This is a genomic window from Saprospiraceae bacterium (genome assembly GCA_016710235.1).
Lineage (GTDB): Bacteria > Bacteroidota > Bacteroidia > Chitinophagales > Saprospiraceae > Vicinibacter.
The window spans coordinates 844,562-861,048 of sequence record JADJLG010000001.1 but is presented as its reverse complement, the minus strand read 5'-3'; the positions used below and the strand labels follow the sequence as shown (position 1 = coordinate 861,048).

11 protein-coding genes and 1 pseudogene are annotated in these 16,487 nt (G+C 33.8%); all 12 read right to left on the bottom strand.

Translation table 11 applies throughout. From position 1 onward, the window contains the following. Positions 1-269: 269 nt before the first annotated feature. Entirely contained in the window at positions 270-440 is a 171-nt protein-coding gene (locus IPI99_03470) for a hypothetical protein (GenBank protein MBK7339571.1), read from the bottom strand. A gap of 228 nt (positions 441-668) precedes the next feature. Next, positions 669-1,199 carry a hypothetical protein gene (locus tag IPI99_03465; GenBank protein MBK7339570.1) on the bottom strand — a complete coding sequence of 177 codons (531 nt, stop codon included), beginning with the start codon at positions 1,197-1,199 and terminating at the stop codon, positions 669-671. 8 nt (positions 1,200-1,207) lie between these two features. Next, positions 1,208-3,762 (bottom strand): annotated as a pseudogene (locus tag IPI99_03460) (AAA family ATPase). Positions 3,763-3,868: 106 nt separating this feature from the next. Further along, positions 3,869-5,110: an erythromycin esterase family protein gene (locus IPI99_03455; GenBank protein ID MBK7339569.1), complete on the bottom strand. Its 1,242-nt coding sequence runs from the start codon at positions 5,108-5,110 to the stop codon at positions 3,869-3,871. 778 nt (positions 5,111-5,888) lie between these two features. Then, a complete protein-coding gene (locus IPI99_03450) occupies positions 5,889-6,884 on the bottom strand; it encodes a hypothetical protein (protein ID MBK7339568.1) in 996 nt (331 codons plus the stop codon). A gap of 26 nt (positions 6,885-6,910) precedes the next feature. Next, positions 6,911-7,576: a hypothetical protein gene (locus IPI99_03445; protein ID MBK7339567.1), complete on the bottom strand. Its 666-nt coding sequence runs from the start codon at positions 7,574-7,576 to the stop codon at positions 6,911-6,913. Continuing rightward, complete coding sequence (locus IPI99_03440; GenBank protein ID MBK7339566.1) at positions 7,563-12,092, bottom strand: ATP-dependent DNA helicase RecQ; 4,530 nt, start codon at positions 12,090-12,092, stop codon at positions 7,563-7,565. The genes IPI99_03445 and IPI99_03440 overlap by 14 nt, the downstream gene beginning before the upstream one ends. 177 nt (positions 12,093-12,269) lie before the next feature. Then, positions 12,270-12,488, bottom strand: coding sequence for a hypothetical protein (locus tag IPI99_03435; protein ID MBK7339565.1), 219 nt, complete (start codon positions 12,486-12,488; stop codon positions 12,270-12,272). A gap of 117 nt (positions 12,489-12,605) precedes the next feature. Beyond that, a complete protein-coding gene (locus IPI99_03430) occupies positions 12,606-12,968 on the bottom strand; it encodes an insulinase family protein (protein ID MBK7339564.1) in 363 nt (120 codons plus the stop codon). A gap of 108 nt (positions 12,969-13,076) precedes the next feature. Then, positions 13,077-14,591, bottom strand: a complete 1,515-nt coding sequence (locus IPI99_03425) for a tetratricopeptide repeat protein (protein ID MBK7339563.1) — start codon at positions 14,589-14,591, stop codon at positions 13,077-13,079. Positions 14,592-14,692: 101 nt separating this feature from the next. Beyond that, positions 14,693-15,532, bottom strand: a complete 840-nt coding sequence (locus IPI99_03420) for a hypothetical protein (protein ID MBK7339562.1) — start codon at positions 15,530-15,532, stop codon at positions 14,693-14,695. Between the two features lie 87 nt (positions 15,533-15,619). Then, positions 15,620-16,486, bottom strand: a complete 867-nt coding sequence (locus IPI99_03415; protein MBK7339561.1) for an SMEK domain-containing protein — start codon at positions 16,484-16,486, stop codon at positions 15,620-15,622. Between the last annotated feature and the right edge of the window lies 1 nt (position 16,487).

Sequence of the window (16,487 nt, the reverse complement as noted above, 5' to 3'; positions counted from 1 at the left end):
TAGTTCGGTGCAGCAGGTCAGCCGCATTCGGCAGACGGAGCGAATTGCGAACCACGCAAGACGGCGACACCAAGGACAACGGACGAAGGGGACACTCCCTGAATATTCTCAAAAGACAGTTGGAATTGATACAGCTACTCTGCTGCTGGGAAATCAATATCGCAGCAGTTCGGCGATCTTGACTTAGAGCTTTTCTACATTGAGCAGCATTTCTGATTCCAGTGTGGAATTCAGCGGTATTGCCGGTAGATTGCGTGAATCAACATTCACTACAGGGGCATCCAGCGAGCTGAAACAGTCTTTACTTCAAATCCAAGTTTTAACAAATCCAATTGCTCTACAAATGCGTCAATAAATCGAATGGGATTATCCTGTCCTATTGAGTCTTCTAATGAACTCATCTGCATTTGTAATCTTGGTATGCCGGTAACATGATTCATAATGTATAAAAATACACATTACAATTAATATTGCTACGATTTATTTATATTAATTTTTTGGTAGTTTTTTCACAACCTGACGTTTTGCAGCTACCCGAAGGGCGGGGATTTTACCACAAAACTTGATTTGAAAAACTAATGTTTGATTAACCTCAAAACTGTATTTGGAACACGAAACCCCGCCTTTTGGGTAGGTGCTGTTGTGCGTTCGTGCTTTTTTTATTAGAACTATCTCCATCCTAGCTTATTTTCGATTTCTCGTCTATATTCGGTGTCAATTTGCTTTGGTGCATTTCTAATGTATTCCTCTGCAAATCTTCTTTCATCTCCAGTAAGTTGTTCCAAATGATTAATGATATCTGATAATGTTGGTCTTTCATTCTTTGTCTTTTTACTAAATGACAAACCTGTCCAAATTGCTGCATCAATATCTTTTTCTTTCAACCATTTAGTTATCGTTAATTTAATGACATCCTCACAATTTGAATTAATAGTGGTGAAATGAATGTTTTCCTTGGTTGTTCCTTCACGTTTCTTTAAGGATTCAATACACTCATCAATATTTGATGGTAACATCAAAGACCATAGAGTTCTAACTGGGGCGGAATTCTCATCTATAATCAAAGTAACTCTATTATTGCTCGAAATCCTCGTGAATTCAATGGGTAAAAAGGGGCCGTCTTCAAACCATTCATTTTGGCAAGCCAAACTTTCTGGTTTCCAAATTAAAGAACCCCAACCAATACAAACTACTTTCATTATTTTTACTAGTTAATAAAATTTGCCCTAATAGCGTTAAATTCCTCAAAGTCAATTTTTAATCCTGCTACTGTTGGGTCGTTGTGAATTTCTGTTGGGTTACTGTGTCCTTTGATATAGCCGCAACATCTTTCAAAGATTTCATTCAACTTGTCCTTGTGGGTATCCAGTAATGCACCATCAACTTTTACGAAACTTGTCAAACCTATATTTTTCTGATACCGTTTTACTGTTCCCTGAAATATTTCATGCTCAACAAAAAGTTCAATTGCTGAACGCAAAAATCCATAACCGTCTTCTGCAACATCTGCTTCTGCTCTGTCTCTCGGTGTGTTGTTAAAATAGTGTTGACTTTAGAAATGTAACTTTTTACTTTATTGATTTCTTCTTCTGCTTCAGTGATAACACCTGTTTCTGAATACTCATTCTTTGAGTTATAGAATTTGCAAACCAGCTCACTGAATGTTGGTTGCTTACTGAAATACAAAAAGCTGTTGAACAAAAGAACACTGTGAGTAAAAACAACAACTTGTCTTTCACTTGAAAGATTGAGAAGTCGCCTTGCGACTTCATCAATTATGTTATGGTCAAGTGAATTTACAGGGTCGTCAAAAACTATTGGGGCTTTTGTATTGTCAAGTTGCAACTCTGTTAAAAATTCAGCCAAGGCGATTGCCTTTTGTTCTCCTTCGCTTAATATATCTGCCAAAGCATGTCTGCTAATTTTTTGATAAACTACTGAATTGCCTCGGTCAGTTCCAAAATCCAAATCAACTTTTAAGTGCGGTTTTCGCAAAGCAATTAGTTCCCTCTTGAATTTAGCTTCAAAGTCCTGTCTGACTAATTCTTCTCTTGCGGATGAAGTTTTACGGCTGATTGAATTTGTATTGAAACTGGATGAATTGGCATTAAGTGTATTTACAACTTTGTGATTTGCAATTGCTGTTTTTACTTCTGCCACTTTTCCTGAAAGAAATTTTCTGTCTTTTAATTCAGCAAATTCATTTTTCAGAGTTGCTTCCCGTGTCGCAAGGTTTGAAAGTGCTTCTGATTTTTGAGTTAAAGAATCGTTGAGTGCTGTTCGCTTAACAGTTAAAAAAGTAATTACAGTTTGATAATCAAAAGTAAAAGTTGAGCCCTGTGCGATTGCATCTGTGATGAATGTTGTTTTTAATGCACCCAAATTGGTATTGTAGTCGGTAATTTCTTTCGGCTGAACTGGTGCTTGCTTTTCATCTGTGCCGAAGGTGTGATGGTGAAAAGTAAGGTTGGTATCAACTTGCGAAACAAGTTGAATCAACCTTGCCTTTTTATTTTTTAGAGCTGCAAGGTTCTCTTGTGTCTTATCGTTTAGAAGTTTCCTGTAGCTTTTCAATAATTCTTTTGCTGAATCATCAAGTGGTTGCAAGCAGTAAACGCAAGTGTCACCTTCTTGTGGATAGTCTGGCTTGTCAATTATTTTGATGTAACTCTCTACTGCCTTTATAAAAGAATTGAACTCGGGTGTTTGATAAAACTCAATTCCTCTTTCATCAGCTATGTCTTTTAATCCTGTTTGTGTTTTGCTTTCTAACTCGGAAATTTCTTTGTTTATTGCAAGAAGTGCTTGCCAGTTTGCATCATTGAGTTGTACTTTAGCTGTCTCAATTTTTCCAGTAATTGAATCAAGTTCTGCAATCTGACTTCTCAATGTTTGAATCTGAGATTGAAGCAATGCCTTATTCAAAGAAGCAAGTTCGCTTTCCTGTGCTATGAGAGCATCTTCATGTGCTGGAGTAAAGTCTGAAAGTTCGGTTAGTTTTTGTTCGGTTGAAGTTGCAGAAAGTGTTGCAATGAATGTGTGCTGTGGTGTTCCTGGTGTTAGGTTGTCAAGCCAAAGCAATGTTGTTGGATGTGAAGCAATTTTTCTTTGCAACAATTGAGTGAGTGCATTCAGCTCATCACTAACAAGATGGAACAAATGAAAACCAATTGGTGTAACAATTAAACTTCTGTCGCTTATAGAGAACTGAACACAACTGCTATTGAAAACAGAAATGCTTTCAAGTTCGGAATCATTGTTTGCTCCATTCCATGTAAAGGTTTGATTAGTGCCGTTTGATTTGAAATTGATTGTGGCTGACTGTGGTTCTGCTGCTGCGTAAACATTTGAAAGAATGGTTTTGTTGTTGTCGTAACTGAAACCAAGTGTTTTCAGGATTCTGCTGTAACCGGTTTTGCCTGTTCCGTTTTCTCCATAAATAACTGTGATGTTCTTTGCAAAATTGACGGTTTGATTTTTTGCAAGTCTGTTTACTCCTGTAATTGCAGAAAGTGAATCAAGTTCAATCGTCTTTGCCGTTGGTGTGTAAGTTGGTTTTGCAACTGTCAAGACAGGTAAACCTGTATGAAGATTGATTGATTGGAGAAAGTAATTGAAAACAGTTTCTCTGTCAGCAGTTGAAAGTAGGCTTTCTGTCGCTACAATTTTGCTGATAAGGAGTTTGCTCCAGGCAGCTTGATTCTCTGTCCATTCCCAGAGGAAATCTACAATTGCTTTTCTATTTGGAGTTGTTGAGGCCATTTTATTCAGTCAATTTTGATGGTAGCTGTGTCGTTATAGCATGACGCACAACGTCCAGCACTGGCGACGGACGCAGCATTAGCAAGTTTGTCCGTCTAGTGCATTGTTAGTGGATGTTTTTCATTCGGTTTACTGCTTCTGTGTATTCGATATATACAATTCCATCGTAAGATAAAGCTAAATTAATCTTTGTGTATCTGCCCATACATCCTTTTTGACCAAAACAGCCCATGATGTCGGAAACTGTCTGCTTTTTAAAAAACCAATCCGGTTTTGAACCGCTCAAATCAAGTAAACAATCTTTACCTACAAAATTTGAGAGGAGATTTCCCATTGTACCCTTTGCTGCAGGTGTAATTGTCAATTCTCTGAAAATAACTTCTTCATCTACAATATCAAATCCTAAAATTTTTCCTTCGTTGAATTCGTAACCAATGGCATAATATTTAGTGCCAAGATTAAGTTTTAACCAATAACCCATATCTTTTTCTCTTGGATTTGCGGTTATATGCCCATTGTGGGCTGAAAGCACCATTTTTATATTATTACCTTCAATTTCAAATATGTGTTGGACATTATCTGCCATAAATCTTGCACGATTTAGTCCATTCTGATTTTCACCATTTCTTTCAGTATCACAAAAGTATTTCAAATTGTTCAATACAGTTAAAGATGTCTTTTTGAAAGTCGTATCCTGGTCTGAATCGGAAATTCTCGTAGCAAATGAAGTTATAAAATTCGACAATAGCGGATATATTCGTTGAGCTAATTGCTTGTCTCGTATGCGTTGCAGCTGCAATAAATCTTCTAACAATGAAAGTTCTTCGTAGTTGAAATTATATCCAATGATATGACTGACGGATTTCAAATAATCTACACTCCCTTTCGACATTTGACAGTCAAAACCGTAAAACTTTATTTGCACTTCTGATGACTTGTTCATATTATATGCTCTCATCCACTCAATAAGCTCTACAAATTCTTCAATTTGCCAAACACCATAATTAAGGTTTATTAGGCTTTCTTTTGCACTTCCTTGTCCATATAGGATATATTGATTAATTTTTAATGCTTCTGAAAAGCCTGCTTCCAATGCGAAAATTTTATAATCTTCATTTTCAACAAGCCATTTAAAACAGTTGATTTTATGCTCAATAAAACTCCTTTGACCATGAGATGCTTCACCAAATCCAATGATTTGCACTTCTGGTTTCAAGATAATTGAGTTCATCCCATAGGTGCTATCAATCTTTTTGTAATTCTGTTTTACCCAATTCTCTATCGGGTGTATCTGACCATATACACTTTGAATTAAAAAAAATAATATTATTCCAAAGGTTGCCTTCATTTTAATATCCACCAACGGCAGACTGTGAATATACCATTTTTCTGTTTCCAACTGTAAAAAACCCCTTGTAAAAATTCATATAACCGAATTTTAGACGTGATAAAGGCACTATATTCATATACCGCCGAGTAGTTTGCAAAAAAATAAGAGCTCCCACATGCTTAAAACAAGCTAAATTTGAGCTAATATAGGGTCTTTCAAGAGTTGAGAAATACCATTTCGACCCTGACTCATGTCCCTGTTGCAAAACAGGCATGATGTTCCGGATATTGAGCTTTAGTTCAATTCCACCACCGATAGCAAATCTTCAAATTTTACAAATCAATGCACTATAAACGACTTGTATCTGTAAACGAGCTAAGATCCTATTGCACAAATAAAATAATCCTTGAAAACTATAAGAACTCTTATTTCAAAAAACTAAGTATCTATATAAAAATATAAGCTTTTTACTCAATTCCAATTCCATTGAAGCTTGATAAATCACTGATTGATCTCCTGAAAATCCTATAAGCACCCTCAGCATCCCTTCACAAAATTATTTATTCCCCATAATATTGACCTCAAAGCCGGGCTACCCGAGTTTCATTCAACACTTGATTAAATCGCAGCAGAGCTTCGTTTAATCCTTGTATGTTATTAGTTCGTCCTTCTAGTCTGTATATAGTTTGTCCGGTCATTTGTTCTGCTTTGGTGCTTTGGCTGATGGCCCTTTTGCATTTTTATATGGTTTTGTGTGTCGGTAAAAATGCAAATGTGCCAGCAAAGGCGTTGATTATTATAAGTGAATGCCTTTTTTGTCTAAATGATAAGATAAAGAACTAATGTGTTTTGACATTTCATCATTCTCATTTATGTATCGTTTAGTTTCCTCCTCACTAAAAGTAGAGTATTTTTTAAGCATTTCCCAATAATGTTCATCAAACAAAAATTTGAATTGTTTGATATATATATAATCCGATTTGTCAACTTTCAAAATATCAACTTCGTAAAACTCGTTCGTTTCTGAATAATAATAATCATATAAGAACAGGGTAAGATTTTCGCCAGTTTCTTCATATTTAACTAACCATTTTAATAACTCTTGTGTATTATTTTTGTCAATCGTTTGAAAAGTTTCTATAGCCTCTTTTGCAGCATTACTTGACTGCAAAAATTCCTTCATCTCTTCCATTCTATTATAAAGCCAATAGAATTTATCAATTTCAGAATAATACGATGAGAATCTTATTATTGAATCATATAAAGAGTGGTGTTTTGCTAACCAAGTTAAGTACACTTCTTTGTCGATAATTTTGTTTTGATAGTGAATGAGTTCTTCGTATGCTAATTTGCATTTCTGGCTTATAATCAAAAAATTAATGCTCGGCTTAAAATCTGCCTTTTCATCATTCTTAACATCAATCATTATAAGGTTCTCTGTTTCAACAAACGTTTCATAAGTTTTAAAACCATTACAATGGCAAATGTCTTTTACATCATTATCCAATTCTTCAAAAATTAGGTCAATATGTTTTTTCGATTTATTGCCTACAAATGAATATCCCTTACAACTTTTGTTATGGCATGCATCAGAATTACAAAAACCTTCATATGTTGATAATAAAGTGTCGCCATTATTTTTCAGTTTTGAAAATACTATATTTAGTTTTTCAAGAAATACTTCTTTAGTGGCATCTTGATATGTTCTATTTTCGTCCAACAAAATATCAAGCATATTCAAATCCATTTTTTGAAAACTTTCAATTATCAATTCTTTTTTATTTTTATTCATATTACGAATGTTCTGTCAAGCGTTGGCTATTTTATTACAATTATTGTAGCAATCGTTCCGATTACAATTAATCCACAAATTATAAAAAGTAATGTTTTTAAAGTTTTTAATTCTTTGTCTTGCTTGTCTTGTCGTTTTACAATCTCTTGAAACTTCTGAGTTGTGGAATTCTCAAATGCTTTTATTTTTTCTTCGAATGATTCCTTTAAGTTCTTTACATCAACTATAATCTTGTCGGTGTTTTGTTTGATATTGTTAACTGTATTGGAAATATTATTTATTGAACTTTGTATTCCATTAAGCTGACCCTGCACTGCCAACAAAGAGTTGTTGATGCTTGTCAATTGAAAGTTGATTGCTTCTAACTTTTTAGGAATGTCGTTGTTCTTGAGATACTCAACTAAGTCGGTAATTTTATTTCCGTATTCGCTTATTGACTCTTTAACCTCGTCAAGTTCACTTAACAATTTTTTTATGCTTGTGTAAACATTTACAAATTCCTTTTTCTCACTTTCATCAGGATTCACAAAAACTGCTTTGAGTTCCTTAATAAGTTGTTGATTTCTTTCGGGAATGGCTTTTGCTAAGTCGATTGTTTCAACAGCTTTTTCAGCAAGTTTGATTGCGGGTGATAACCTTGCAAGTTCCTTATGCAATTCGGTAAGCGATTTTTCTAATTCAATTATTGACATTGGCTTCTAAAAATTTATTATTAAAAATGATTAGTTTTTTAAGTTGGTTATTTAATACGGCGGCACTTAAGATTTCATTGAACGCTTCTTCAATCTCTGCTCCTTGATATTGTCTTTTTACACTCGCATTAAACCTTACTATGAAATCTATCAATTCATCTCCTTCCAAGTTTTGCAATTCTAAGGCCTTCACAATTTCATCTTTTGCATCCTCCAATAAACTGGGTGTTGTTTCTGAAAGGATAAATAAACTGAAACTTTTAAGAACCATAAATTCGGGTACTTCAGGGTAAGCTCGCAACATTTTTTGAGATGAACCTCTAAGGTGTTTGACATTAGTTCTGAACTCTCCCGTTTCATCTGTATCAGTTAAGTCAATGTATTTCCAAACCAATTCTTCAAAGTTCAATCTATTAAAATCGTAATGTAATGAAGCAGGAACATTAATTCCTTTTTCTATTGCTTCGTTGTCCTTTCGTGAATACTTTGCATTGAAGTAGTAATAAATTTCTTCCTTGATAACTTGATTCTGAAATGTAGGATTCTTTGGCAATTCAATTTTTTCCCCTGTCAATGTTTCAATTTCTGATTGAGACATTTCGCAAAGGTCAATCATATCATCAATGGCTTGCAATCTTTTCTTTGCAACTAAATCATAAACAAAATTTGTAAGTGCAACTGTGCAAGTTTTATAAATGCTTCTTCCGTTTTGTCCTTCCTTTACTTTTTCAACTAATAATTTGGCTCTTTGTTGCGAAGTGTAACGAGTAAATAGTTCTTCTAAAATCTGAAAGTGATTAGAAACAGATTTCTTCCTTGCCGAAACAGAATAATATTTGTCTTGATAATTTATTGTGTAAGTGTCAATAATTCCTAAGGAATTCAAGCGGTAAACTGCTTTAGCAGTGTCCGCTTTAGAACGAGGACTATAATAGAAATCTTTGAGCTGTAAATCATTATTTAGCAAGTCTTTGCTTGTTGGATGAAGATTGTCAAAAGAATTTATGAATTCAATAAAATCTAAATTTTCATTTAGTGCGTTTAAAACCTTTTCAATAAATAAATTGTAAGGAATAGAAGATGATTGAATATCAAGTAATGTTTTGTTGCTTAAGAGCAGAGCAACGTAATCACGACTTAAAGTATTTTCTGTAATCCGCTTTGGAAAATTATTTTTGTCGATCTTTGAATGATACTTATTCTCAAACGGGATTAGGATGTTTATGCTTTCGTCAATTTTTTTCTTCTTGAAAATTGTTTCAATACCTTCTTTTGAAATATTGTTTGTATTGATACTGCTTAACCATTTACGGCAATCATCTTTTGTAACAAAGGATGTTGATTCTATTTCTCGCCTAATATAGTTTTCAATTTCCGAATTATGTTGAGTTCTTAAAGGATTAAGTTTCACATATCCAATATTGGTGTTTCCATTTTTTATAAAAATGTAGTTGGTTCTTTCAAATGTTGGATTGTCCGTATTTGGCAAATCAAGAACAACATCTTCATCAGCTAAATTCTCATTGATAAATACTTCAAGGGTTTTGAGATTGGTCAGAAGCGGTGCATAAATCTCATTTAGCAATTCGTTTATCATCACAATTTCTTTATCAATTCCTCGGAATGAATTATAAAAGAAATAAAGCAAAACATCTCGGTCAAGATTGTAAAATGAGTTGCGGTTTAAACTACTGTCATTGGATTCTTTTCCAATGTATGTTAGCTTTTTATCAGTATTGATAAATAGTTGTCTATTGTAAAATATTGTTGAGATAGAAACTTTTTTATCCCTACCTGCTCTACCTGCTTCTTGTACATAGGATTCAATTGAAGAAGGAGTATTGATGTGATATGTAAAACGAATGTTGGGTTTGTCTATTCCCATTCCAAACGCTTTTGTTGCAACCATTATGGACTGCAAGTTTTCTTTGAATAACTTTAAATTCTCAAAAGAAATTTCATCTTCTGTTTTAGTGCCGTCCTTCTTCTTCTTAAAAACATCATCATCATCACTTGAACCCACAAAGGTTCCAATGATTTCTGTTGGCAATTTCATTTCAATATTGCTTGCAACATCTTTTACTCCTAATGCACCATTTTTATGAGGGCAAAAAATGATTATGCCATAATTGAAAGCATCACCATTCTTTTGAAGAATAGGTTTCCATTCAATAAATAATTTTGGAAGCATTTCGCTGATAAAAAAATCAGAAGCTATTTTTTCAGGGCTTTCTTTTCCCTTGAATTTGTTGATATAGTTTTCTCTTTGACTTCTTGGTAAGTATTGATTAAATGTTATTTCTAATAGTTCTCTTAAAACTGGCTCAGTATTAAATTTTGCGATTTTTTCTTCCCCTTTAATTATTGAATTTTCAATTCTCAGTTGTTTGAGTCCTCCTACAAATTTTTTCCAACTTGCATCAGAGATTTGCCAATGTTCTTTTATCGGTTCGCTTTTCCCTGTTTTATCCTTAAGAAATACTTCAGTCTCAATTATCTGATAGTTCAATTCATCTCTAAGAGTGTTCTCATATCTTACTACAGCATTACCGTCTGTTTTTCCAATTTGTAGTTCTCTTTCAATATCAGTTAAGACATCAAAAGAGGCGGTTGCAGTCAGCCCAAATAAAAAAACCTTGTCACCTGTTTTGGTTTTGCAAATATCCTGTGCATTGATTCCTAAATTCAAATATGGCGTTCTGAAGTCGTGACCCCATTCTGAAACGCAATGTACTTCATCAATAACGCAATAAGCAAAATAGTTCTTATTTGAAATTGTTGTATTGATTGCTGTTCTGAAATCTTCAATTACGAATCTTTCAGGGCTTAAAAAAATAAACTGTTTTTGACCGAAAGGCAATTCGTGTTTTTGAATAAAGGTTCTTTTGGAAGTTGACAAAGTTGAATTGATGAAATCGCATTTGTCAATTCCAATTTCTAAAAGACCGTCAAATTGGTCTTTCATCAATGAACGGATTGGGTCAACAACCAAAGTAATTCCTGGTTGCAGCAATGCAGATAACTGATAAGTTAAAGATTTCCCCCCGCCTGTTGGTAGTAATCCGATAACAGGTTTACAAGCCAATGCTCTGTTTAAAATTGGTAATTGTCCTTCCCTGAAATTTTCCTTTCTGAAAATACTTTGAATGAAATACCTTAAAATATTTTCTGCTTCTTGGTCAATTTCGTGTTCTTCATTATTGATAGCTTTAGCAATCTCCCTGTAATGAATAAGGTTTGCGGAGCAAACTGTATTCATTGTTTCTTTCAATGTGAAATGGCTACTGCGAATTGTTATTTTATTTGGTGAAGAAACGAAATCAGAATTAAATATTCCTTCTCGCTTGAAAACAGAAACATCAATCACTAAATCAAATTTCGTGTGTTCAGAAATTGGTAATGATTCGAGAGTATCAATTGGTTTTAAAGGAGAGTTTTCAAATGTTTTGCTTGCAACAACAGTAAGTTCAAATTCTGGTAGCCAAAAGTTTTTATTTTCTAATGCGACTAATTTTTCAAATAATTGTGTTAGGTCTTTAATAGCTAATGACCCACAAGGAACATCTTGTTCTATAATGGCAATACTTAACGGTTTGTTTTCTGTTTTGAGCAAATCGTAATTGCAAATCAAATACTCAATCAGAATTTTTTGAATTCTTGCGATGCAAATAGGAGTGAATAAAAGTGTGCTTAAAGTCGTGTCCAAACTTGAATTAAAATTCTTGCTCACAACTTTTACAAACTCCTCGTCTTTCAGTAGCTCAATTAGCTTACTTACATCCTTGCCTAAATTGAATTCCGTTATTCTACTGACTGAATTCAGCATATCGTTAATTTGAAAATCACGCAAATCATCAATCGTGTCTGTGTGATATGCTGCTCCGTCAACTTCAACTATAAAATTTTTCTTCCCTTTAATTATTACATTTTCCCTAAATCTGTTTGGTTTAACGGGAGTATTAATAAAGTATGGAACTTCAAAACAAAAATCAACTCTTCCTCTGTAAACAGTTTCATTAAGTGTTTTTCTTTTTCTCTGATGCTGAAATAATTGTTTCAGATAGGAATGTTCGCTTGGAATGAGTGAATTGATAAAGTTTTTTTCAAAGTTACTGTCAAGGTCGGCTGTGTAAAGTTGTTCTGCTGTGGCTTCTGTTTTCGGTAAAATGAAATGCAAAGCATTGAAAAAAGCTTCTGTCGTGTAGTCAGAATTTGTAAACGGAAATTTTATTGTTCCGTATTCAATCTTCTTTTCAGTACGCTTCATTGAGTTAGCAATTTCTTCCTCAACAAAAACTGAACAAAGCGTTGGAGTTCCTCTAGTAATAATATTGTTAGCGACTGCCAACAAAGAATTGATATCTGCTGGTCTGTTCAAATTTAAAGTTGTAATAGCATCAAAAGTTGTCAGGTTCTCCAACAATCCTTTGAGTTTTAAATCATCAACTTCGTCTTTTGAAAGATTTTTTAATTCCTTCCAAACAGATTCTAAAAAGTATCCTGCTTTATACTGCATTTGTTTGAAGTAGGGTTTTGTGCGATAGGGCAAAAGCAAATGTGGTGCAATCGAGTTGGCTTTGTGTTTCGGATTGCACCTCTTTTGATTTTGTCGAAGCGTTGGCTTTTATTTTCATTTTCTCTGTCGTTTTCTATTTGCACTGTCGTCTTTTAGCATGACCGGTAACACTTTTATCTACGCCATAAAGGCGTAGATATCTTCTATGTGATAAGGGTTTCCTTTCATTTTTAAGGGCGGTTTGAGCTTTAGCAAGCAAATATAAGGAGGATTTTGTCTCATTTTACCAGGTGGATTCAGGATTATTTTCTCAGACTTCTTTCCTATGAGTGAGCCGGCCGGAGTGCTGTGCAGCAGGTCAGCCGCACCCGGCTGACAGAGCGAATAGCGAACCACGCAGGACGGCGACCCTTGCCTCGCAAGGGGTACTCCGGGACACCACTAAAAAAAGATGGCAACCAAATTAGTATTGATTGCCACCCGGTTTTTTATGAGTCAAACAAAATTGCCGTATTAAGGCTTCTTCAGTTTGTTGGCAAAGTCTCCGCCTTTGAAGAAGCTGATCTTGTTGATGTCTACGTGCTTCCTCATCGCTGCATTGAGATCGTCCACTTTGAGTGCGCGTATTTGATTTTCAAGTTGCTCGGTAAACTGCATGGTGCGATCCAAGTCCAACATGTTGTTGAGCATAGATGCCAGCTGGTTATCCTGCGATCGGCTCACCTGGCGTGACTGAAGCATCCCGTTGCGGGCATCGTTGAGTTCCTGTTCAGTAAAACCGTCTTTGAGCATGCGCTCTATTTCTTCTTTGAATGCTTGTTCGAGCTTGTCTCGGTTTTCAGGTGCATATACGGTAAATTGTATGAGTAGTGGCAGATTGAGGGCTTCTTTCCTGTTAAACCGGTAAGAAGTTTGAGCGGGCTACAAACCTTGATATTTAGCACTTTGCCTGCCATTATTTATACAAAATGTTGTGGCTCGTTGTTATCTTCCGAGCCATGTCATTATATCATCAATATCGCCCCCAAATTCATCCCAATCACCTAATTGACCATCTGTTAAAGCGTCAAAAGTATCTCTCTCGTAATCATGATAGTCGTCATAGTATTCATCACGACTACCATAGTCGTAATCATCATCACCTGGTGTCCATTTTTCAATAATTTGTTCTTTAATTAAATTGTGCTCCAAGGCTGATAAGAAAAGCGGTTCGTTCCTTAATTTAGGATTTAAAAACAATGCCTTATTTATTGAGAAATGGTCAAGATTAATAATGCACCATAATACATATTCTGGGTCTTCGTTAATAATTGATGAAAGATTTTGCCCTTCATAGTTTCCAAACCCAACCCTATAATTTGATTGATACTCCATTAATTTATTAGCATTTTCTTCTTCTTCAGTTAATTCATCTTCATTTTCTAATTTCTGAGAATATGAAGATTTCAAGGTATTCAACCTATTATATATTTGATTAGTATTATCTAGTGATGTCTCAGAATTATTGTTCTTTAGCATTGAGAGCAGATATAAATATAAATCATCTTCATTTAAATCAGTCTCGTCTTCAATGTATTTTTCAAATAAGTCATTTGCTTGTTTGTAATCTCTTACTTTATATGATTCCTTAGCATTGATGAGAATTTGATTTTTAATATTTTTTTTGCAGATTTCAATATTTCCCAAAGCACTTGAATTTTTGGGGTTATCTTTTAAATATCTTTCATAAAGTTTTATTGCAGCTTCATAGTTTCCAATTCTTGTATTAGCAACTCCAAGTCCGAATTGGTAACTGATATCGTCTGAATGAACTTTTGCCCCAATTTCTATATATTTTAGTGCTTCATCATATCTTTTCAATTCGTCCAAACAGAACCAAAGTTGATAATATGCCCAATGTTTTTTATCAACTTCGATACATTTCATATAATCATTAACAGCACCTTGTAAATCCTTGTTGCTTTGTAATCTTATTGCTCGATTATTATAAGCACATGCGAAGTCAGGTCTTAAGCTTATTGCTTTACCAAAATAGATTGAAGAATTTTTTAAGCCTGACTCATCGTTTTTGTAATCATAAGAATTTGCTAAATCAAAATAGTTCCTTGCTGATGGATTTAGAAGAACAGCCGTTTTAGCATCTTCTTCATATAACGCATTGATTTCAGGTTCAATTGAGGCTCGAAGCGAATAAGGTACATCACAGGAACTGTCTATTTCAATTGCTTTAGTTAAGTATGTATACGCTTCTTTTTCATTTTTTATTCTCAAATAGATAAATCCTTTTGCCAGATTTAAATAAAAATTATTTTGATTTCCACTGTGTTTGCAAACTAACTCTAGTTGCCTTTCATAATCAACTTCTTTTTGGTCTCGGAAATAACAATTACATGTAAGATTAGCATATAAATCTATCAAACATTTTCCAAATTCTATTATATCCCCATTTTCAAGCTTTTGATTTGCTTCTTTAAATTTTGTATGAATTAAGTCGTTCATGGTACTTCTTTTATTTCAATGAGACACAACGCTCTCGTATATGCGGAGTGACCAGCTTTTGCTGGGCATGGCCGTCATATACTTTGTTAGCTCTCGTTTTTTTATTTTGCATTTTCCCAATGCTCAATTATATTCTCTTTAATGTTCTTTGCCTGTTTTACGTATATCGTACTAAACAAGCCATTCTTTTTCACATTCACTATTTGGGCAACATAATCTAATTTCAAAGAATCTGCTGCTGAATACTTAATAGCAATATTCATTCCTTTTGCATTACCAATTACAGACGGAAAAATAATTCCATCAAATCCCTTTTCAAAATAATTTTTTGAGAGGAATGAACTTAATCTATATTTGTTCGGGTCATTCTCATTGAACTCTTTTGCAAAATAGCTTGCTATAATTTTATGGATTTCCCAATCTCTTTCGGGTAAAGGAGAATTCTCAAAAATATCTTTTCTAAAATCCTCTTTATATTTTAATATGAGCTCATTTGCATTTTCTCCATAATCATGATTAAAAAAAGCAATACATCTTAGTGGTTTGGTCGTAGTCCATCTGCTAAAGCAGCCAATTTCATATTCATTAACTAATTTGGGTGTTCTAAAAATTCCAGAACCTTCCCTTAATGCTAAATTGATAGCAGTTGTTTGTTCTTCCCTACTAAAATAGGGATGTGTGCAACCATAAAAAACAGGGTATTTCTTTGGATTAGCCCTTCCGATTCCCACATATTCTTTATTGGGATTGTATGATAATTCGGAACTATCCTTTGGCTCAAGCTTTTTATCACCTAATCTTGTTCGAAATAAATATGATTTTTCAGGTACTGTTGGAAAATTACAATAGAAGCTTTTAATGTCTTTAAATGCTTGTATAATTTCTTCAATCGAAGAATCATCTTTTATTGCTCTGAGTTTATTTAATTCTGGGTATTTCATTTTTTTTTAATGAGAGCTAACGGTCTAGCACTGGCTACGGACGCAGCGATAGCAAGTCTGTACGTCCAGTGCATTGTTATCAGATTTCTATTTATTTTCTTCTTCATCGTACCACTCCCAATCAAAAATTTCAATTTTATTATCATTTATTCCATCGATTCTTGTAATTATTCCTGCTGTATCATCATCAGGTTTAAATACATAAATTGTCGAGTTAACACCATTATCATTATCAATGAATTGTATATCATAGTCAAGCATTTCGAGCTCTTCAACGTCAATCCCGAGAATTTCTGCTAATTTTTGGGAGTGTCTCTCATCATTTGCATCTTCAATTCTACCAATATCTTTAAATCTATATTTTCCATAAAGGTCTTTTAAATCTTCAATGTCTTTAAGTGTTGCAAATTGTAAATTTTTGTCAGGATTTTGCAATTCTTCATTTAACAAGCTCACTAAAAGTTCTTTTTTGATATTACTTAACTTGGATATTTCATTTTCCAACATTGGGATGGTCATTAAAGTGCTATTTGAAAATAACAATCCTTTTTCATTAAATTTATCCGCTATGTTTTTCAAAACTTTTGGTGTGTAGCTGATTTTATTCAAAATTAAAAATCTAATCTCACCAAGTTTGCCAGTTTCAAATTCTTCTAATTTAGTGAATTTAGATAAGGTTTCGTAAATTTTATCGGTGTTCGTTTCTGATGTAATTTGATAAACTGTTTTTTTATTGTAATTCGCCAAATCTATTGCAGGATAATTGGCTTGAATTTTATCTAGTTCAATAGTTTCTTGCCTTCCTTCAAAGTACACAACATCAATAATTTTACCTAGATACCCTTGGATTTTTCTATTAATATCATAATAACCAAGATTATTAGCTTTAATTACTCTAAATTCAAGTAAGGTAAGTGCATTAATTATTTGATTATCTAATAAAATTGAGTTCATA